We start from the raw sequence: 18,809 nt of genomic DNA, 5'->3' as shown, positions 1-18,809 counted from the left end.
GCGACCGGCAGGCGTCTGATCGCCTCGAATTTGTGCAATGCAACACGCCGGGCAAATCGGCGATACAATGTGGAAATATTTCTCACGGGGATGTGCTTGACACAGGCCCCGCTCCGTCCGCCGGCAGAGGCGGACGCGCATATTTCCATCACAATCTCGGCTCAAGACGAAACTCGCGAGTTTCATTCGTGGTCGACGCTCTGCTTCGAGGCCGGACTTTGGAAAACCTTTCGAGGGAAAGATGGCGTGACGTCCGCCGGAACAACCTGCTGCATGCAGCGGGCCGGATCTTCGCGCGGCAAGGTTATGCGGCGGCCTCGATGGAGGATATTGCCTTCGAGGCGGGCATCGGCAAGCCGACGGTCTATCGCTACTTCGCCGGCAAGGAGGATCTCTTCGCGGCCGTGATCAGCGAGGCGCTGGATGATCTGGAAAAGCGCCTCGACGAAGCCCTGCTTCTGCCCGGCACCTTCGAGCAGAGGCTCATCCGCCTGATCGGCGAGATGGTGCCGACCTTCCGCACCCATTTCGCCGCGATCCGGACGGTCGACGAGCCCGAGACCTCGCGGCGCCGCCTGTTCCGCCAGCGCCGGGGCCATCTGGAGACCCGGTTGCGTGCGGTGATCGAGGAAGCGCAGGCCCGCGGCGAGGCCCAGCCCTTCGACGCCGGTCTCGCCGCCCATTTCATGATGGCGATGGTGCGCAGCGGCATCGGCCTGGAGCGTTTCAGCGACGCCACCATGGCCATGGCCATCGTCAGCCTGGCGCTGCACGGCCTTGGGGCGAACCGCGGCCTGCCGCGGGCCTTGCCCAGCGAGTACGCCCATTCCGGCGAGGCGCAGGCCGGGGCGTGAGGCCCGGCACGCGCCTTAGGCGGAATTTCCCGGATCGGACCCCGGTCCAGGAAATTCCGATAAAACTTTGAAACTATGCAATATTTCTGAAATCGCCCTGCGGGCGGAGCTCGGAAATCCTGCATAGCCCGATGTCCTGGAATCCCGCGGGATGCCCGAGACCGTCCGACGGCCTCGACATCCCGAAGCGCCGGCCCCGTTCACATCCGATGGCAGATCCATGAAGCGTCTCTCCAAAGTGGTGGTCGTCCTTCTCCTCGTCGGAGGGGTAGGCTGGTGGCAGCGGGCGACGCTGGTGCCCCTGGTCGCCCGCGTGGTGCCACAGTCGGCGCCCTATCTTGCCGCGGTTCCCGCCTTCGCCGCGACGCTGCGCGCCGAGCCGGCCGGGGCGGACGCGACGGCCAAGGCGGCGCCGAAGCCCGCGCCCGTGCCGGTCACGGTGGCGCAGGTGCGCAAGGCCGACTTCCCCGTCTACCTCACGGGCCTGGGCACCGTGCAGGCCTACGACACCGTCACCGTGCGCAGCCGCGTCGACGGCCAGATCACCAAGGTGTTCTTCAAGCAGGGCCAGATGGTGAAGGAGGGCGACCCGCTGGTCGAGATCGACAAGCGCCCCTATCGGGCGGCGCTCGACCAGGCGGTCGCCAAGAAGGCCCAGGACGAGGCGAGCCTGCGCGACGACAAGCTCAACCTCCAGCGCTATCAGAGCCTGGCCAAGCAGGACTTCGCCTCGCGCCAGCAGCTCGACACCCAGCAGGCGCTGGTCGACCAGCTCACCGCCCAGATCCAGGGCGACCAGGCGACGATCGACAACGCCCAGACCCAGCTCGACTACACCTCGATCAAGTCGCCGCTCACCGGCAAGACCGGCTTCCGTCTGGTCGATCCCGGCAACATCGTCCATGCCAGCGACACGAACGGCATCGTCACCATCGTCAAGCTGCAGCCGATCTCCGTGGTGTACACCGCGCCGGAGGAGAGCATCCCGGCAATCAACAAGGCGCTCGCCGCCGGCGAGGTGCCGGTGGCCGCCCTGAGCTCCGACGGGCAGAGCGTGCTGTCGCGCGGGCATCTGGCGCTGGTCGACAATGCGGTGAACGAGGCGAGCGGCACGATCGGCATGAAGGCGACCTTCGAGAACGGCGACAACGCCCTCTGGCCGGGCCTGTCGGTGTCGACGCGCATGCGGGTCGACACGCTCAAGCAGGTGGTCGTCGTGCCCGAGGATACGGTGCAGCGCGGGCCCAACGGGCTCTATGCCTTCGTCGTCGGCGCCGACAACAAGGTCGCGATGCAGACCATCAAGGTCAGCCAGACCGGCACCGGCCAGTCCGTGATCACCGACGGCCTGACCCCGGGCCAGACCGTGGTCGTCGAGGGCCAGTACCGGCTGCAGCCGGGCACCGAGGTCGCCGCCACCCCGATGGGCGGCCAGGCCGGGGGCGACAAGCTCGCCGAGGCCTCCGAACAGGGAGCGCATTGACATGGCCGGCGGCGTCTCCACCCCCTTCATCCGGCTGCCTATCGCCACCTCGCTGGTGATGGTCGGCATCCTGTTCGTCGGCATCATCGCCTATCCGCAATTGCCGGTGGCGCCGCTGCCCCAGGTCGACTTCCCGACCATCCAGGTCCAGGCGACGCTGCCGGGCGCCGACCCGACCACGGTGGCCTCCTCGCTGGCCCAGCCGCTGGAGACCCAGTTCGCCCAGATCCCCGGCGTCTCGCAGATGACCTCGACGAGCACGCTGAACTCGACCTCGATCACCATCCAGTTCGACCTCGACCGCAACATCGATGCGGCCGCCAACGACGTTCAGTCGGCGATCAACGCGGCCAGCGGGCAGTTGCCGAAGAACCTGCCGAGCCCGCCGACCTATCGCAAGGTCAACCCGGCGGACTCGCCGATCCTGCTGCTGGGCGCCACCTCCGACACGCTGCCGCTCACCGTGGTCGACGACGAGGTCGAGACCAAGCTCGCCCAGCGCATCAGCCAGATCTCCGGCGTCGCGCAGGTATCCGTCGGCGGCCAGCAGAAGCCCTCGATCCGCATCCAGGTCGATCCGGCCAAGCTGGTGGCCAAGGGCCTGTCGCTGGAGGACGTGCGCACCCCGCTGTCGATCGCCACGGTCGACAACCCCAAGGGCACGGTCAACGGCACGACGCGCTCCTACACCATCTACACCAATGACCAGATGACGGCGGCGAAGGACTGGAACAACGCCATCGTCGCCTGGCGCAACGGCAGCCCGCTCCGCGTCCGCGATATCGGCACGGCGGTGAGCGCGGCGCAGGACGACACCCAGGCCGCCTGGGCCGACGGCAAGCGCGGCGTCTTCCTGATCATCTTCAAGCAGCCCGGCGCCAACGTCATCTCGACCGTCGACAAGATCATGGCCGCCCTGCCGCAGCTCAGGGCCGCGATGCCGCCCGGGATCAAGATCTCGACGCTGAGCGACCGCACCCAGACCATCCGCGCCTCGGTGCACGACGTGCAGTTCACCCTGCTCCTGACCATCGGCCTGGTGGTGATGGTGATCTTCGTCTTCCTGCGCAGCGTCTGGGCGACGATCATCCCCAGCATCACGGTGCCGCTGGCGCTGCTGGGCGCCTGCGCGCTGATGTGGATGTGCGGCTACAGCCTGGACAACCTGTCGCTGATGGCCCTCACCATCGCGGTCGGCTTCGTGGTCGACGACGCCATCGTCGTCCTGGAGAACATCACCCGCTACATCGAGGAGGGCGAGAAGCCGATGGCGGCCGCCATCCGCGGCGCCAACGAGATCGGCTTCACCATCGTCTCGATCAGCGTCTCGCTGATCGCCGTGCTGATCCCGCTCCTCCTGATGGGCGGCATCATCGGCCGCCTGTTCCGCGAATTCGCCGTGACGCTGTCGATGACCATCCTGGTGTCGGCGGCCGTGTCGCTGACGCTGACGCCGATGATGGCCTCGCGCTTCCTCAAGGGCCACGACCAGGAGAAGCACGGCCGCCTCTACCAGCTCAGCGAACGCGGCTTCGAGGCCCTGCTGCGCGCCTACGAGCGCGGCCTCGACCTCGTCCTCGATCATCGCTTCGCCACGCTCATCGTGTTCTTCCTGACGCTGGGCCTGTCGGTCTACCTGTTCACGGAGATCCCCAAGGGCTTCTTCCCGCAGCAGGACACGGGCCTGATTACCGGCATCTCCGAGGCGGCGCAGGACATCTCCATCGCCGACCTGATGCGCCACCAGCAGGCCCTCGGCGACATCGTGATGAAGGATCCGGCGGTCGACCATGTCGCCATGGCGATCGGCGGCAACGGCAACCCGCTCAACACCGGGCGCATGTTCATCACGCTGAAGCCGCGTGACCAGCGCGACGTCTCGTCCGACCAGATCATCGCCCGCCTGCAGCCCCAGCTCGCCAAGGTCGAGGGCGCCAGGCTGTTCCTGCAGTCGGCCCAGGACGTGCGCGTCGGCGGCCGTGCCTCGCGCACCCAGTACCAGTTCACCCTGCAGGGCTCGGACATCGACGAGCTCAACCAGTGGGCGCCGAAGGTGCTGGACTCGATGAAGAAGCTGCCCGAGATCCGCGACGTCGCCACCGACCAGCAGACCCAGGGCGCCACGCTGACCGTGACGGTCGACCGCGACCAGGCGGCCCGCTACGGCCTGACGGCGGATGCGATCGACGCCACGCTCTACGACGCCTTCGGCCAGCGCCAGATCGCGCAATATTTCACCCAGCTCTCCAGCTACGAGGTGATCCTGGAGATCCTGCCCGCACTGCAGGGCGATCTCACCAGCCTGGACAAGATCTTCATGCGCTCGCCGTCCACGGGCGGCGAGGTGCCGCTCTCGGCCTTCGCCAAGTGGACGACCACGCCGATCCAGCCCTTGTCGATCAGCCACCAGGGCCAGTTCCCGGCCGTCACCATCAGCTTCAACCTCTCGGCCGGCGTCGCGCTCGGCCAGGCGACCGCGGCGGTGCAGCAGGCCGAGCAGGCGATCAAGCTGCCGCCGACCATCACCACCACCTTCCAGGGCAACGCCCAGGCCTTCCAGGATTCGCTCTCAACCGTGCCGATGCTGATCCTGGCGGCCCTCGTCGTGGTCTACCTGATCCTCGGCATCCTCTACGAGAGCTACATCCACCCGATCACCATCCTCTCGACCCTGCCCTCGGCCGGCGTCGGCGCCCTCGCGACGCTGATGCTGTTCCACTTCGACTTCAGCCTGATCGCGCTGATCGGCGTCATCCTGCTGATCGGCATCGTCAAGAAGAACGGCATCATGCTCGTCGATTTCGCCATCGTCGCCGAGCGCGAGCAGCACATGAGCGCGCACGACGCCATCCGCCGCGCCTGCCTCCTGCGCTTCCGGCCGATCCTGATGACCACCATGGCGGCCCTGCTCGGCGGCGTGCCGCTGATGCTGGGCCAGGGCACCGGCGCCGAGATCCGCCAGCCGCTGGGCTACGCCATGGTCGGCGGCCTGTTGGTCAGCCAGGTGCTCACCCTGTTCACCACGCCGGTGGTCTATCTCTATCTCGACCAGCTCTCCGAATGGCTGGCGCGCTTCGGCGGCCGGCCCGAAGAGGAGGCGTCCCAGGCCGAGGAGCCGGAGCTCAAGCCGCAGTCGATCGCGGCGGAGTAGCGCCAACGCCGCCTCCCTCCGCGAGCTCGTCGCTGAGGGAGGCGTGCGGATCAGCCGGAAAGTCGACCCGACGGCGTGACGCGTGACCCGGCCGAGGCCACATCTCGGCAGGTCTCATGGGATCTGCAGGGTGCTGGCCTCGTCCTTGAGCCACTCTATCAGCAGGTCCACGCTGGTCTTTCTCGCCCGGCGCCTGGGCAGAATCAGGAAATAGGCATTGCGCGTGACGATCGCCTTGTCGGTCATCCTTACCAGCCGACGCTGGGCGAGAAGATCTTCGACCAGCCGTCGCCAGCCGAGCGCGATGCCGTGACCGTTGAGGGCGGCGTAGATCGCCTCGGTGTAGAAGCTGCAGCGCATGCCCGACGGCCTGGCGGGGGCGGCGACGGAGAAGGCCGCGAGCCATTCAGTCCAGCCCGTCCATGTCGGATCGGTGGTGTCGTTGCTGATCAGCGGATATCGCGTCAGCTCCGCGGGATCATGGAGCTCCCCGATCTCCTCGGCATATTCGGGGCTGCAGATCGGGAAGATCTCGTCGTTGAACAGAAGCTCCACATGTCCGTTCGGCCAGAAGCCGCTGCCGAAGCGGATGGCGAGATCGACCTCGCCGCTGTCGACATTGATGACATTGTCCTGCGTGACGATGCGAAGCTTGAGGTTCGGATGGGCCTTCGAGAAGGACGAGATCCGGGGCAGCAGCCAGAACTGTGAGAAGGCCATGGTCGCCGAGATCGCCAGCTCGTCCTCGGCCTCCTCCTTCGAAAGATCGGCGATCGTCTCGGCGATGAGATTGAAGGCCGTCGTGGTGGTCGAGGCGAGCAGCCTGCCGTTCTCGGTCGGCTCGATCCGCCGGTGCAGGCGCCGGAACAGGGGATAGCCAAAAGTCTGCTCGAGCAGATGGATCTGCCGGCTGACGGCGGCCTGGGTGACGCCGAGCTCCTCCGCCGCCCTGGTGAAGCTCGCCAGGCGCGCCACGGCCTCGAAGGCGGTCAGCGCCGTCAGGGGCGGAAGCTTCCTGCGCAGATTGGCCAAGGTGCCAGCCTTCCTCTCGTATCCACCGCGGGGCGACGGCCCGTCCGCGGATCGCATTACATCCGATTATACCAAGCGTAAACATTTGTGCCGTTGAGAGGTCGATTTACGAGGCGCAGAATGCGCATGCCTTCGATGAGACAAACTCATGCTTAAGACCTTCTCGTCTGCGATCTCGCCCCTCCTGGACCGGCGCAGCCAGGGCCATTCCCTCCCCGCCGGGCTCTACACCCGCCAGGATGTCTTCGAGGCGGACCTGGACGTGTTCTTTCACAAGCACTGGATCTATGTCGGCCTCGAATGCGACGTGCCGGAGCCCGGCGATGCTCACGTGATCGATCTCGGCAGCGCCAGCATCATCCTGCTGCGCGACGACGACGGTCGGATCCGCGTGTTCCACAATGTCTGCCGCCATCGCGGCACCCGCCTGCTGGACAGCGGCTCCTCGATCATCTCGAAGCTGGTCTGCCCCTATCATCAGTGGACCTATGAGCTCTCCGGCGAGCTTGCCTATGCGCCCCATATGGGCACCTCGTTCGACAAGACCTGCCGCAGCCTCAAGCCGGTCCACTTCAAGTCGATCGGCGGCCTCATCTATGTCTGCCTCTCGGAAGCCCCGCCGGAGGATATCGATGCGCTGGAGCGGACGATGAAGGAGCGCCTGGCGCCCTACGATCTCGCCAACAGCAAGGTCGCCTTCCAGACCGAGATCATCGAGACCGGCAACTGGAAGCTGACCATCGAGAACAACCGGGAATGCTACCACTGCTCGTCCAATCATCCCGAGCTGTGCGTCTCCTTCATCGATCTCGATTTCGGCTTCGACCCCGAAACCCTCAACCCCGAGGATCGGGAGGAGGCCGAAAAGCACCAGGCCCTCTATGACGAGCGCACCCGGCAGTGGGAGGCCCAAGGCCATCCGTCGGCCGCCGTCGAGCAGCTCGTCGACTGCGCCACCAATTTCCGGACCCAGCGCCTGGTCATCGCCGGGGCCGGCGAGTCGCAGACGCCGGACGCCACCGCCGCCTCGGCCAAGCTGATGGGCACGATGACGCGCAAGGATCTCGGCGACACCCATCTGTGGGGCCACAATTGCTGGCACCATTTCATGGGCGACCACGCCGTCACCACGCTGATCATCCCGCTCGGGCCGGACCGGACCTTGGTGCGCACCAAATGGCTCGTCCACAAAGATGCCGTCGAGGGCCGGGACTACGATCTCGACAAGCTCACCAGCGTGTGGATCGCCACCAACGGCCAGGACGCGCAGCTGGTGGCCCGCTCGCATGCCGGCATTCTCGACCCGGCCTATGAGCCGGGGCCCTATTCGCCGTTCACGGAAGGCCAGCTCGACAATTTCGCGACCTGGTACATCGATCGGATGCGCGCCAATGGCTATTGAAGCCCTTCTGCAGGCCGGCGCTCCCATGGCCGCCGCCGCGCATTCCGAGGCCTTCGAGCAGCTCCTGTGCGTCGATGTCCACGATGAAACCCGCGACGTGAAGAGCTTCACCTTCGTGTCGCCCGAGGCAAAGGCCTTCGACTTCGTCGCCGGGCAGCACCTCTCGCTCGAGCTCGAGATCGACGGCTTTGCCGAAAGCCGCTGCTACAGCATGTCCTCCTCGCCCAAGCGCCGGAACGCCATCACCATCACGGTGAAGCGCACCGCCGGCGGCAGGGTTTCGAACTGGCTGCACGACCATCTCGCGCCCGGCGCCACGGTGAAGGCGATGGGGCCGCTCGGCCGGTTCGTGCGGCCGGCGGGCTCCGCCGCCAAGCTCCTGCTCCTGTCGGGCGGATCGGGCATCACGCCGCTGATGTCCATCGTGCGGGATATCGCGGATACGGGGCAGACGGCGGATGTGATCTTTCTGCACGCAGCCAGGACGCCGCGCGATCTCGTCTTCCGCGACGAGCTCGCGGTCCTCGCCAACCGGATGAAGGGCTTCCGCCTGCACTTCCTGCCCGAGCAGATCACCGGCGAGCGCGCCTGGCATGGCCTTGCCGGGCGCATCTCCCGGGAATTCCTGTCCCTGGCCGTGCCGGACCTCGCCGAGCGCGTCATCATGTGCTGCGGCCCGGCGCCCTTCATGAAGGCCGCCCGCGCCCTCAGTGCCGAGCTGGGCGCGCCGGCCCACACCTATTTCGAGGAGAGCTTCGACGGCCCGGCGGTCGAGGAGCCGGGAACGCAGGGGCCGGCCGCAGCCCAAGCGAAGGTCTTCAAGGTCGCCTTCGCCAGGCAGTCCCGCACGATCGAGGTTTCCGAGGAGCAGACCGTGCTGTCATCGGCGAAGAAGGCCGGCATCCGCCTGCCGTCCTCCTGCGCGAACGGATTGTGCGGCACCTGCAAGTGCAAGCTCGTCAGCGGCAAGGTCGACATGAAGCACAATGGCGGCATCCGCCAGCGCGAGGTCGATGCCGGCTTCTTCCTGCCCTGCTGCTCGAAACCCCTGAGCGACCTCGTCATCGAACGCTAGACCGGCGTGGACCTTGTCTCGGCTCGACACCGGGGAAAGGCACGGACGAGGCGGATAGTACAATGAAGACCGCGGCCATCACCGGGCCGAAGGCGGCATCGGAAGGGCCATGACGCGCAAGTTCATTGGCAGACGCGAGCGGCCCGCGGCGGAACCCTGCCTTGGCCTGCACCGTTCGTCCGGTATGCGCCCAAGCAGGGAGGCCGCCGATGACGACGCCCGATCCGACCCCCGAGCCCAAGAAATCGCCGCCGGACGTGCCGCCGCCCTCGCCCGATCCCGACCACAATCCGGGGCCGCCGCCGATCGAGGAGCCGGACCCCGGGCGCCTGCCGGACGAAATCCCGAATCCCAATCCGGACGAGCGGGCCCCGCCCATGCGGATGTGAGGCGGCCGTGCGCCTCAGCTCCTCTGCAGGGCGAGGTGCACGCCGAGCCCGACCAGCACCGTGCCGCCGGCCCGCCGCATCAGGCGCTGGGCCCGGCCGGAGCGCTTGAGCCGCGCCACCACCGCGCCGGCCAGCATGACGCAGACGAGGTCGGCGGAGGAGAACATCAGGTTGACGACCGTGCCGAGCAGCGCGAACTGCAGCCACACCGGGAAGGCGGCCTGGGCATCGACGAACTGCGGCAGGAAGGCGAGGAAGAAGATCGCCGTCTTGGGATTGAGCACTTCGACCGTCACGCTCTCCAGGAAGGCGCGCCGGCCCGACTTCGCCTCGGCATGCGGCAAGGCGTGCTGTGCCGGCCCACCGGCGCGCAGCAGCGAAATGCCGAGCCAGACGAGATAGCCGGCGCCCGCGACCTTGACGGCGAGGTAGAGCACCGGCACCGCGTGGAACAGGAACGACAGGCCCGCGGCCGCCGCGGCGACATGGACGTAGCCGCCGAGATGGATGCCGAACGCCGCCATCAGCCCGGACCAGCGGCCCCGCGCCAGCGTCTGGGCCGCGGCATAGAGCATGGCCGGCCCGGGGATATAGGCGAAGATCGCCGTGGTGGCGAGGAAGGCGGCCAGCACCTGGATCGACGGCATCGCGCGGCTCCTGGTCAGCGGCCGCCGGCGAGAGCTTCGGCGGCGGCATAGAGATCCTGCGTCTCCAGGAGCGCCTCGTCCAGCCGCCGGCCCTCGCGATAGGCGGCGAGGCCTTCGGACCGATCGATGCCGGGCTTCAGGCGCGGACACGGCTCGTCGGCGCCGATGACGGTGCGCACCGGGATCACGCCGGCCCAGACCGGGTGGCCGTAGTCCTCCTCGTCGTCGCCGACGCCCTTGGCCCGCACCTTGGCCGAGGCCTCCTCGATGCGCATGCCGATGACGGTCGTGGCCTTGCTCTCCTGGCCCGTGGTCGCGCGCAGCTCGGCCGCCCGGCCGGGAAAGAAGCGATTCACCACGCCGTGCAGCGCCCGCGCCTTCTCCTCGGGGTCGTCGACGATCCCAGCCGTGCCGAAGCACATGGCCGAGCGGTAGTTGGCGGAGTGGTTGAAGCCGGAGCGGGCCAGCACCAGCCCGTCGAGATGGGCGACCGTCAGGCAGGCCGGCACGCCGGGCTTGAGCTGGCGCAGCATCCGGCTCGCCGAGGAGCCGTGCCAGTAGAGCCTGTCGTCCTCGCGCCAGTGCATGGTCGGCGTGCAATAGGGCTGGCCGTCGAAGACATAGGCGACGTGGCAGAGCATGCCGGCATCGAGCACCGCATAGACCGCCTCCCGGTCGTAGTGCCCGCGCTCGTGCAGCCGGCGCACGCGGTTGCGCACGGTGACGGGGAACGTATCGGACGGGGCGATCGGGTCGGCGGTCACGGCTTGATCCTCAGGCTTGATCGGCGCAGTGTGGCGCATGGCATTGGACCGAAAAAGAACCAATCACAAGCCATTGGAGCAAACCAATTCACCGGACTGGTCGGCGCTGATGCCGATCCTGCCGGGCGACGGCCCGCGCACCCGCGAGCTCTATGCCGCCATCCGGCGGCTGATCGAGGCGGGCCTGGCGCCATCAGGCGCCAAGCTGCCGACCACGCGCGATCTCGCCCGCCGCTTCGGCCTGTCGCGGGCGGCCGCGGTCGCCGCCTTCGAGCTGCTCGTCGCCGAAGGTTTTGCCGAGGCCCGCATCGGCGCGGGCACCTTCGTGGCGCGCGCCGTGCCGCGCCTGCCGGCCGCGGTCGCGGCAGATCCGCCGGAGCACGGTCCGACCGCACCCCTGCCCTGCACCCTGGGGGTCGCCATGGGCGATGCGCGCACGCTGCGCATCTTCCGCGGCCTGCTGTCGCGCCACCTCGCCCGTCCGGGTCCGGAGCATTTCGGCTATGGCGATCCGCGCGGCGGCCTCGCCCTGCGCCGGGCTATCGCCGCCTATCTGCGTTCGGCCCGGGGCGTGCGCTGCGATCCCAGCCGCATCGTCATCACCTCGGGCACGCAGCAGGGCCTGGACCTCGTGGCCCGCGCCGCTCTGGGGCCGGACGATGCGGTGTGGATCGAGGACCCCTGCTATCCCATGGCGCGGGCGGCGCTGGCCAATGCCGGCGGCCGCCTCGTCGGCGTGCCCGTCGACGCCGAGGGCCTCGATCCCGGGCTCGGCGAGGCGCTCTGCCCCGGGGCGCGGGCCGTCTATGTCACGCCCTCGCACCAGTTCCCCCTGGGGGTGACCATGACCATGCGCCGGCGCCTTGCGCTGATCGACTGGGCCCGGCGGGCCGGCGCCTGGATCATCGAGGACGATTACGACAGCGAGTTCCGTTATGCCGGCCCGCCCCTCACCGCTTTGCAGGGGGCCGACGATGCCGGCCGCGTCGCCTATCTCGGCACGTTCTCCAAGGTGCTGTTTCCGGGCCTGCGTGTCGGCTATGCCGTGCTGCCGGAGCCATTGCTCGAGGCGGTGCTGGCGCTTCGCGCCCTGACCGACAGGCAGCCGCCGACCCTGGTCGAAGCGGCGCTGGCCGACCTCTTGGACGAGGGCCATTTCGCCGCCCATCTGCGCCGTGCCCGGCGGCGAGCGGAGGCAGGGCGCGATGCACTGATCGCGGGCCTGCGCGAGCATGCCGGCGCCGGGCTGGCTGCGACCGCGCCGGAACAGGGCCTGCACCTCGTCGCCGCACTGCCGCCGAGGCTCCCCGACAGGCCCCTCGCCGCCGCCGCCAAGGCCGCCGGCGTCGGCGCCCGGGCCCTGTCTCCGATGTTCGTCGACGCCCCGGCCAGACAGGGCCTGGTGCTCGGCTTCTCGGGGTTCTCGAGCGAGGCGCTGCGCGCCGCCGCTGCGAAGCTCGGCGCGCTGCTGCGGTGAGGCCCCCGACGGAGCCCTCGCCTGTTCTCAGGCCAGGGTGTAGCTCGTCTTCACCGTGGTGTAGAACTCGGCGGCATAGCGGCCCTGCTCGCGCGGGCCGTAGCTGGAGCCCTTCCGGCCGCCGAAGGGCACGTGATAGTCGACGCCCGCGGTCGGCAGGTTGACCATCACCATGCCCGCCTCGACATTGCGCTTGAAATGGGTGGCGTATTTCAGGCTGGTGGTGCAGATGCCGGCGGAGAGGCCGAACTCGGTATCGTTGGCCGCGGCCAGCGCCTCCTCGTAGGACTTCACCCGGACCACCGCGGCGACGGGCCCGAAAATCTCCTCGCGGGCGATGCGCATGGTGTTGGCGACGCCGGTGAACAGGGCGGGCGTCAGATAGAAGCCGGGATTGTCGCGGCTGACCGGCTCGCCGCCATGGGCCAGCGTCGCGCCCTCGTCCTTGCCGATCTTGATGTAGTTGAGGTCCTGGTCGAGCTGGCTCTGGTCGACCACCGGACCGATATGGGTGCCGGCCTTGAGCGCATCGTCGACGACGATGCCCTTCATCCGCTCCACCAGCGCGGCGACGAAGGCATCGTGGATGCCGTCGGTCACGATCAGGCGCGAGGAGGCGGTGCAACGCTGGCCGGTTGAGAAGAAGGCGCCGTTCGCCGCCACTTCGACCGCGATCTTGAGGTCGGCATCGTCGAGCACGACCAGCGGGTTCTTGCCGCCCATCTCCAGCTGCACCTTCTTCATCGGATCGGAGGCGACGCAGGTCGCCGCGATCTTGCGGCCGGTGCCGACCGAGCCGGTGAAGGAGATGGCCGAGACGTCCCTGGAGGCGAGCAGCGCCTCGCCCACCACCGAGCCGCGGCCCATGACGAGGTTGAACACGCCCGCCGGCAGCCCGGCCTTGGCGATGATCTCCGACAGGGCATGGGCGGTGGCCGGCACCAGGTCGGCCGGCTTCAGCACGACGCAATTGCCGTAGGCGAGCGCCGGGGCGATCTTCCAGGCGGGGATGGCGATCGGGAAGTTCCAGGGCGTGATCAGGCCGATGACCCCGACCGGCTCGCGCGTCACCTCGACGCCGACGCCGGGGCGCACCGAGGCGAGGATGTCGCCGGCCTGCCGGAGGCATTCGCCGGAGAAGAAGCCGAAGATCTGGCCGGCGCGCACCACCTCGCCGATGCCCTCGGGCAAGGTCTTGCCCTCCTCCCGCGACAGGATTGCGCCGAGCTCGTCCTTGCGGGCCAGGATCTCGTCCGAGATGCGCTTGAGGATATCGTGACGCTCCTGCGGCGTCGAGCGGCTCCAGGCGGGAAAGGCGGCCTTGGCGGCGGCGATGGCCCGCTCCGCATCGGCCTTGGCGGCCCGCGGGAAGTGGCCGACCACCTCGCCGGTGTTGGAGGGATTGACGTCGGGGGCGAGGTCGGCCGCCTCCACCCATTCCCCGGCGATGAAATTCTTGGCGTGGATCGTCATGACCGTCCTCCTCGAGCCTGATTGTCGGAGGATTTGGCGGACGCAGCGCGCGGCGTCAACCGCCGATGCAGCATGCCTGCCCCATCGGCGGCATCAAGACGCGCCGGCGTCTCCCTCAGCTCGAAAGGCGCAGGTCGCTCATCACGCCGAAGATCTGGTCGAAGGCGCTGTCGATGCCGCCGGCCGAGGTCACCAGGAAGAAGCCGCCATTGCTGGCACAGCGCTGCAGCATCGCCGAGGTCGGATCGCCGCCGGTGTTGACCTGGACCGTGAACAGGGTGACGCCCGCCGACTTGACGTTGGTGCACAGCTTCTCGGTGCGCTGGTCGATGGTCGACCGGCTGGTCGACCAGCGGTTCTCGGTGTTGAGCCCGTCCGTCAGCAGGATGATGTAGCTCGCATACTCGTAATTCGCATCCTTCGCCGGCGCCGACAGGGGCGAGGCGCCGGCGAGCGACTGGTAGCCCCATTGCAGCCCGATCGTCTGATTGGTGTTGCCGCCCGCCACCATGTTCGTCACCTGCGACGTCAGGGCGTTCCACGCGGTGCTGTCCAACGCGGACGTCAGGCCCTGCACCGCGGTCGGGCAGAGATAGGCGCGGGGGAACTGGGTCGAGGTGTTGGCCTGGGTCGCGGCGGCGGCTCCCACGTCATAATCCTGGTCGCGGTCGGTGACGCAGCCCTTCCACAGGTCGCGATGGAGCGATCCCCTCTCCCACGACTTGCCGGCTCGGCGACAACTCCTCTCATCGGCCGAAACACCGTCGGTGCAGACCGAGCCGGCGTCCCAGACGTCCCATCTCAGAAACGGGCTGTCGCTGCGGGTAATTCCGGAGTTCACGGTCTTGGCGAAGGGAACGAGGGAGACATAGACGTCGCCGTCGGTCTTGGCCAAGCTCTTGAGCTTGCTCAACATGCCCAGCGCGGCCGACTTGAGCGCCGGCAGCTTGCCGTCGTCGTTCATCGATCCCGTGTTGTCGAGCACCATGGCCACGCGCAGGCGCTTGGTGCCCCACTTCGTGGTGGTATCCGTGCCGATCTCGATCCGGTCGTGCCCGAACAGGCCCATGAAGTCGGTCTTCACGAAACCCCTGGCGTTCATCGTCAGCTGCGACACGCCGCTGGTCGTGTACGTCGTCGTCACGGTGACGCCGCTCACGCCCTTGTACTGGAACATCGAGTCGAAATAGGCCTTGGCCTTGGAGTTGATCTGCGCCGCCGACAGGTTCTTGGCGTCCCTGGACACGGCCAGCGCCGCGAGATCGAGCGCCGCCTGCATCTCGGTGCGGGCCGAGGATGCCCGGCCATAGTCGACCGCGCTGCCGGCTGCCGCAATCAGCGGCAGCAGCATGAAGCCGAACAGCATCATGGCATTGCCCTCGCGAGCCGCCGGGAACTGCCGGATGCGGCTGCCGAGCCGATCGAAGATCGATGAGACAATCATGGAGCCCCCCGGCCATCTCAATCTGCATTTCGCCTAAAAGTTTAGCCAAAATGCAGATGAAATGACCAAAGGGCAATAGAGAACAAATCTATCCAAATCCAATTCGTTTTATATCGTTACCATGACATTCCTGTTTACCAAGAAATTCTCGACACCGATTAACGATCTATTAACCATGACATTGCCGAACGAAGCTCGAACTCACCCTCGACGGCGAAGCGGTTATGCTCCCCAGCGCAGGGCCGGCGTGTGCAGCGGCGCGTCCCAGAGCGCCGTCGTCTCCGCATCGAGCAGCGACAGGGTGAGCGAGCAGCCCGCCATCTCCAGCGAGGTGACGTAGGAGCCGGTGAGGAAGCGCACGGCCTTGACGCCGGCCCCCTCCAGCACGCGCCGGGCACTGTCGACCATGAGGTAGAGCTCCATCAGCGGCGTGCCGCCGAAGCCGTTGACCAGCAGCAGCGCCTCGGCGCCGCGCCTGGGCGCGAGATCCTTCAGGACCGAGCCCAGCATCTCCTCGGCGATGGCGTCGGCGCTCGCGAGCCTGACCCGGCGCCGGCCGGGCTCGCCATGGATGCCGACGCCCATCTCCATCTCGTCCTCGCCGAGCGTGAAGGTCGGCGTGCCGGCAGCCGGCACGGTGCAGGAGCTCAGCGCCACGCCCATCGAGCGGGTGCGCCCGTTCACCGCCTCGCCCAGCGCCTGGAGCGCGGCGAGGTCGCGCCCCTGCTCGGCCGCCGCGCCGACGATGCGCTCGACGATCAGCGTGCCGGCGACGCCGCGCCGGCCGGTGGTGTAGGTCGAGTTCTCCACCGCCACGTCGTCGTCGGTGATCACGGTGGCGACCTCGCGGCCGGCCATCTCGGCCGCCATGGCGAAGTTCATCACGTCGCCTTCGTAGTTCTTGACGATGAACAGCACGCCGGCCCCGGTGTCCACCGCCTCGGCCGCCGCGAGCATCTGGTCGGGCGTCGGCGAGGTGAAGACTTGGCCGGGGCAGGCCGCGTCCAGCATGCCGAGGCCGACGAAGCCGGCATGCAGCGGCTCGTGCCCGGAGCCGCCGCCGGAGATCAGCCCGACCTTGCCGGGCTTGAGGGTCCTGCGGCGCACGAACTTGCGCTCCTCACCCATGGTCAGGATGTCGGCATGGGCGGCGGCGAAGCCGTCCAGGCTCTCCGCCAGCACGGCGTCGACGGCGTTGATCAGCTTCTTCATGGCGTTTCCCCCTCGGATCGTTCTGTCGTGGCGGCACGTCTGCGGCCTTCACGCCGCCTTAGCCGACGTCCTCCGCGTACCGCGCCAGCCGGGCGGCGAGATCGGCGATGGTCTGCTCCAGCGCCCGGTTCTTGCGGGCATCGCCGAGGTCCGGCACCGTGACGGTGATGGTGCGGGTGTGCGGCGCATGGTCCTTGCCGGCGAGGCGGCGCGGATGCGCCTGGTGATAGGCCTCCAGGAAGGCCGCCTTCTCCGCCGGCGAGAGGTGGCAGACCTCGAAGATGATCTCGACATGCTGCGCCGGGATCGGCACGGGATAGGCCGGATTGGTGATCTGCGAGACGAAGGAGCGGTTCTTGCCCAGCGCCGCGGCCAGCTTCAGCCGCGTGCCGGAGGGCCGGTTGTCGAGCACCTGGCGCAGCACGCCCTTGTAGGCGGCGACGCCGGAGAGCGTCCGGCCCTCCTTCTCCCCCGCCGAATCCGCCATCTCAGCACCTCGCGATCGCCGCCTTGACGCGCGCCACCGCCACCGGCGCCACGGACACCGCCCTGAGGCCCGTGGCCAGCAGCTTCGGCAGCAAGGATAGGTCGGCACCGGCGTCGCCGCAAAGCGAGACCTCGACGCCGCGCGCCGCCCCGGCCGCCACGGTGCTGGCGATCAGCGCCAGCACGGCGGGATCGCCGGCATCGTTGAGCTCGGCCACCGCGCCGAGGTCGCGCGCCGCCGCCATGGTATACTGCGTCAGGTCGTTGGAGCCGATCGAATAGAAGGCGGCGGGAAAGCGTGTCGCCGAGATCGCCGCCGCCGGCACCTCCACCATGATGCCGAGCGGCGGACGGGCATGCGGCAGGCCGGCCGCCTTGAGGTCCGCCACCGCCTCGTCGAGCAGCGCGCCGGCCCGCTCCAGCTCCGCGGGCACCGCCACCATCGGCAGCATCACCTTGACGTTGCCGTGCACGGCGGCACGGGCCAGCGCCCGCAGCTGCACCCGGAACACCTCCGGCCGCGTCAGGGACAGCCGGATGCCGCGCAGGCCGAGGAACGGATTGGCCTCCTGGACCGTCAGTCCGGCGATCGGCTTGTCGCCGCCGGCATCGAGCGTGCGGATGGTGACGGGCCGGCCCCGGGCCCAGGCGGCGATGCGGGCATAGACCGCAAGCTGCGCCTCCTCGTCCGGCAAGCCGCGGCCGGCATGGAACAGGAACTCGGTGCGCACCAGGCCGATGCCGTCGCAGATCGCCGGGTCGAGCCCGTCGAGCTCCGCCGGCTCGGCAATGTTGATCAGCACCGACACGGGCGTGCCGTCGGCCATCGCCGCCGGGCGATCGCGAAAGGCGAGCGCCGCCGCGCCCGCGGCCGCGGCCTCCTCCATCCGCCCCTCGAAAGCCTGCCGCGTCTGCGGCCCGGGCTCGACAACCACCACGCCGCGGTCGCCGTCGACCAGCGCCACCCGGCCCGCCGGCGTCTCCCCCAGCGCCACCACCATCGGCACGCCGCGGGCTCGCGCCAGCATCGCCACATGCGAGGAGGGCGAGCCGCCAGCCAGCACCACCGCTCCGCCCGCGCTCCAGTCGGTGGCGAGGAAGCGCGAGGGCGTCAGGTCCTCGGCGGCGAGGATCGCGCCGCGCGGGACGACGTCCAGCCCCGCCGTGCCGGTGAGATGCGCCAACACCCGGTCGCGGATATCGACGAGATCGGCGGCACGGGCGCGGAAATACTCGTCCTCGGCCGCCTCGTAGCCCTCGATCTCGGCCGCCAGCGCCTGGCGCCAGGCATGGTCGGCCGGGATGCCCGCCTCGATCGCATGGAAGGCGCCCTCGGCCAGCGCCGCGTCCTCCAGCATCGCCACCTGGAAGGCGAGGATGTCGGCGGCCTCGCCGTCGCTGCGCTCCGCCAGGGCCGTGATCTCAGCGGCGGCGGCGGCGAGAGCCGCGCGGAGGTCGCCCGCCTCGCGGGCCGGGTCGCCCGTTGCGGCCCGCGCCGCCGTTGCCGCCGCCATCGCGACCACCGGCCCGATCGCAAGGCCGGGCGCGGCGGCACGGCCGGAGAGGCGCAGCTCCGTCATGGTCGCCCTCCGGGGCGGTGCCGTATGCCGTTTGGCCGGGCCGCCATCACTCTTCCCCGAACTTGTCGCGCACCAGCGTCAGCACGGCGTCGAGCGCCGCTTCCGCATCCTCGCCGGCGGCTCGGAAATAGAGCGTCGTCCCCTTCGACGCCTTGACCCGCATCACCTTCACCGGGCTCTTGGCATCCGTCCAGGGGCCGTCGGGCCCGAGCGCGAACTCGATCGACGCGGCGTAGCGCTTGGCGAGCTGCGTCAGCTTCACCGAGGGCCGCGCATGCAGGCCGACCGCGTTTTCCAGGACGGCGGAACCGGTCAGGGCAATCTGCGAGCTCATGGTGTC

The 18,809-nt window shown here is 68.7% G+C and carries 16 protein-coding genes; 7 read left to right on the top strand and 9 right to left on the bottom strand.

What is annotated here, in order from left to right:
- Positions 1-32: 32 nt before the first annotated feature.
- From QO011_RS32960 to QO011_RS32950, 3 genes are all read left to right on the top strand, one after another.
- A complete protein-coding gene (locus QO011_RS32960) occupies positions 33-854 on the top strand; it encodes a TetR/AcrR family transcriptional regulator (protein ID WP_307282094.1) in 822 nt (273 codons plus the stop codon).
- A gap of 220 nt (positions 855-1,074) precedes the next feature.
- Positions 1,075-2,337, top strand: coding sequence for an efflux RND transporter periplasmic adaptor subunit (locus tag QO011_RS32955; RefSeq protein WP_307282091.1), 1,263 nt, complete (start codon positions 1,075-1,077; stop codon positions 2,335-2,337).
- A 1-nt stretch (position 2,338) separates the two neighbouring features.
- On the top strand, positions 2,339-5,488 hold the full coding sequence (locus QO011_RS32950; protein ID WP_307282090.1) for a multidrug efflux RND transporter permease subunit: 3,150 nt from the start codon (positions 2,339-2,341) through the stop codon (positions 5,486-5,488).
- A 114-nt stretch (positions 5,489-5,602) separates the two neighbouring features.
- On the opposite strand, the gene QO011_RS32945 is transcribed toward QO011_RS32950, so the two are convergent.
- The gene (locus QO011_RS32945) at positions 5,603-6,520 is read right to left on the bottom strand and encodes a LysR substrate-binding domain-containing protein (protein ID WP_307282085.1); all 918 of its coding nucleotides are present in this window, start codon (positions 6,518-6,520) and stop codon (positions 5,603-5,605) included.
- A gap of 148 nt (positions 6,521-6,668) precedes the next feature.
- On the opposite strand from QO011_RS32945, the gene QO011_RS32940 reads away from it, so the two are divergent.
- The 3 genes from QO011_RS32940 to QO011_RS32930 all read left to right on the top strand — a co-directional run bounded on the left by QO011_RS32940 (position 6,669) and on the right by QO011_RS32930 (position 9,386).
- On the top strand, positions 6,669-7,922 hold the full coding sequence (locus QO011_RS32940) for an aromatic ring-hydroxylating oxygenase subunit alpha (protein ID WP_307282081.1): 1,254 nt from the start codon (positions 6,669-6,671) through the stop codon (positions 7,920-7,922).
- Complete coding sequence (locus QO011_RS32935; protein WP_370882045.1) at positions 7,912-8,997, top strand: FAD-binding oxidoreductase; 1,086 nt, start codon at positions 7,912-7,914, stop codon at positions 8,995-8,997. Before QO011_RS32940 ends, QO011_RS32935 begins: the two co-directional genes overlap by 11 nt.
- Before the next feature lie 209 nt (positions 8,998-9,206).
- On the top strand, positions 9,207-9,386 hold the full coding sequence (locus QO011_RS32930; RefSeq protein WP_307282078.1) for a hypothetical protein: 180 nt from the start codon (positions 9,207-9,209) through the stop codon (positions 9,384-9,386).
- Between the two features lie 14 nt (positions 9,387-9,400).
- Here QO011_RS32930 and QO011_RS32925 read toward each other — a convergent pair whose 3' ends face one another.
- On the bottom strand, positions 9,401-10,033 hold the full coding sequence (locus tag QO011_RS32925; protein ID WP_307282076.1) for a LysE family translocator: 633 nt from the start codon (positions 10,031-10,033) through the stop codon (positions 9,401-9,403).
- 14 nt (positions 10,034-10,047) lie between these two features.
- Positions 10,048-10,836, bottom strand: coding sequence for a pyridoxamine 5'-phosphate oxidase family protein (locus QO011_RS32920; RefSeq protein ID WP_370882044.1), 789 nt, complete (start codon positions 10,834-10,836; stop codon positions 10,048-10,050).
- Here QO011_RS32920 and pdxR point away from each other — a divergent pair.
- Positions 10,835-12,274, top strand: a complete 1,440-nt coding sequence (gene pdxR, locus QO011_RS32915) for a MocR-like pyridoxine biosynthesis transcription factor PdxR (protein ID WP_370882043.1) — start codon at positions 10,835-10,837, stop codon at positions 12,272-12,274. The genes QO011_RS32920 and pdxR overlap by 2 nt on opposite strands.
- Before the next feature lie 27 nt (positions 12,275-12,301).
- On the opposite strand, the gene QO011_RS32910 is transcribed toward pdxR, so the two are convergent.
- The 6 genes from QO011_RS32910 to QO011_RS32885 form a co-directional block, all read right to left on the bottom strand.
- Positions 12,302-13,747, bottom strand: a complete 1,446-nt coding sequence (locus QO011_RS32910) for an aldehyde dehydrogenase family protein (protein WP_307282070.1) — start codon at positions 13,745-13,747, stop codon at positions 12,302-12,304.
- Between the two features lie 115 nt (positions 13,748-13,862).
- Positions 13,863-15,191 (bottom strand): Tad domain-containing protein, encoded by a 1,329-nt coding sequence (locus tag QO011_RS32905; protein WP_307282067.1) that lies wholly within the window; start codon positions 15,189-15,191, stop codon positions 13,863-13,865.
- Positions 15,192-15,413: 222 nt separating this feature from the next.
- Positions 15,414-16,403, bottom strand: a complete 990-nt coding sequence (gene dhaK, locus QO011_RS32900; RefSeq protein WP_307282064.1) for a dihydroxyacetone kinase subunit DhaK — start codon at positions 16,401-16,403, stop codon at positions 15,414-15,416.
- Between the two features lie 58 nt (positions 16,404-16,461).
- The gene (locus tag QO011_RS32895; RefSeq protein WP_307282062.1) at positions 16,462-16,890 is read right to left on the bottom strand and encodes a hypothetical protein; all 429 of its coding nucleotides are present in this window, start codon (positions 16,888-16,890) and stop codon (positions 16,462-16,464) included.
- Position 16,891: 1 nt separating this feature from the next.
- Positions 16,892-18,469, bottom strand: a complete 1,578-nt coding sequence (locus tag QO011_RS32890) for a putative PEP-binding protein (RefSeq protein ID WP_307282059.1) — start codon at positions 18,467-18,469, stop codon at positions 16,892-16,894.
- A 46-nt stretch (positions 18,470-18,515) separates the two neighbouring features.
- A complete protein-coding gene (locus tag QO011_RS32885; protein ID WP_307282056.1) occupies positions 18,516-18,803 on the bottom strand; it encodes an HPr family phosphocarrier protein in 288 nt (95 codons plus the stop codon).
- Positions 18,804-18,809 lie beyond the last annotated feature (6 nt).

It is taken from the genome of Labrys wisconsinensis, from assembly GCF_030814995.1.
GTDB lineage: Bacteria > Pseudomonadota > Alphaproteobacteria > Rhizobiales > Labraceae > Labrys > Labrys wisconsinensis.
Note: the sequence above shows the minus strand (reverse complement) of the source record. Positions and strands in the feature narration are given on the sequence as shown.

What these genes read in the sequence shown, in the direction of transcription:
- pdxR (WP_370882043.1), top strand. Translation starts at nt 10,835, where the DNA reads ATGGCATTGGACCGAAAAAGAACCAATCACAAGCCATTGGAGCAAACC.
- QO011_RS32905 (WP_307282067.1), bottom strand. Translation starts at nt 15,191, where the DNA reads ATGATTGTCTCATCGATCTTCGATCGGCTCGGCAGCCGCATCCGGCAG.
- QO011_RS32920 (WP_370882044.1), bottom strand. Translation starts at nt 10,836, where the DNA reads ATGCGCCACACTGCGCCGATCAAGCCTGAGGATCAAGCCGTGACCGCC.
- QO011_RS32935 (WP_370882045.1), top strand. Translation starts at nt 7,912, where the DNA reads ATGGCTATTGAAGCCCTTCTGCAGGCCGGCGCTCCCATGGCCGCCGCC.
- dhaK (WP_307282064.1), bottom strand. Translation starts at nt 16,403, where the DNA reads ATGAAGAAGCTGATCAACGCCGTCGACGCCGTGCTGGCGGAGAGCCTG.
- QO011_RS32925 (WP_307282076.1), bottom strand. Translation starts at nt 10,033, where the DNA reads ATGCCGTCGATCCAGGTGCTGGCCGCCTTCCTCGCCACCACGGCGATC.
- QO011_RS32940 (WP_307282081.1), top strand. Translation starts at nt 6,669, where the DNA reads ATGCTTAAGACCTTCTCGTCTGCGATCTCGCCCCTCCTGGACCGGCGC.
- QO011_RS32885 (WP_307282056.1), bottom strand. Translation starts at nt 18,803, where the DNA reads ATGAGCTCGCAGATTGCCCTGACCGGTTCCGCCGTCCTGGAAAACGCG.
- QO011_RS32930 (WP_307282078.1), top strand. Translation starts at nt 9,207, where the DNA reads ATGACGACGCCCGATCCGACCCCCGAGCCCAAGAAATCGCCGCCGGAC.
- QO011_RS32950 (WP_307282090.1), top strand. Translation starts at nt 2,339, where the DNA reads ATGGCCGGCGGCGTCTCCACCCCCTTCATCCGGCTGCCTATCGCCACC.
- QO011_RS32910 (WP_307282070.1), bottom strand. Translation starts at nt 13,747, where the DNA reads ATGACGATCCACGCCAAGAATTTCATCGCCGGGGAATGGGTGGAGGCG.
- QO011_RS32890 (WP_307282059.1), bottom strand. Translation starts at nt 18,469, where the DNA reads ATGACGGAGCTGCGCCTCTCCGGCCGTGCCGCCGCGCCCGGCCTTGCG.
- QO011_RS32895 (WP_307282062.1), bottom strand. Translation starts at nt 16,890, where the DNA reads ATGGCGGATTCGGCGGGGGAGAAGGAGGGCCGGACGCTCTCCGGCGTC.
- QO011_RS32955 (WP_307282091.1), top strand. Translation starts at nt 1,075, where the DNA reads ATGAAGCGTCTCTCCAAAGTGGTGGTCGTCCTTCTCCTCGTCGGAGGG.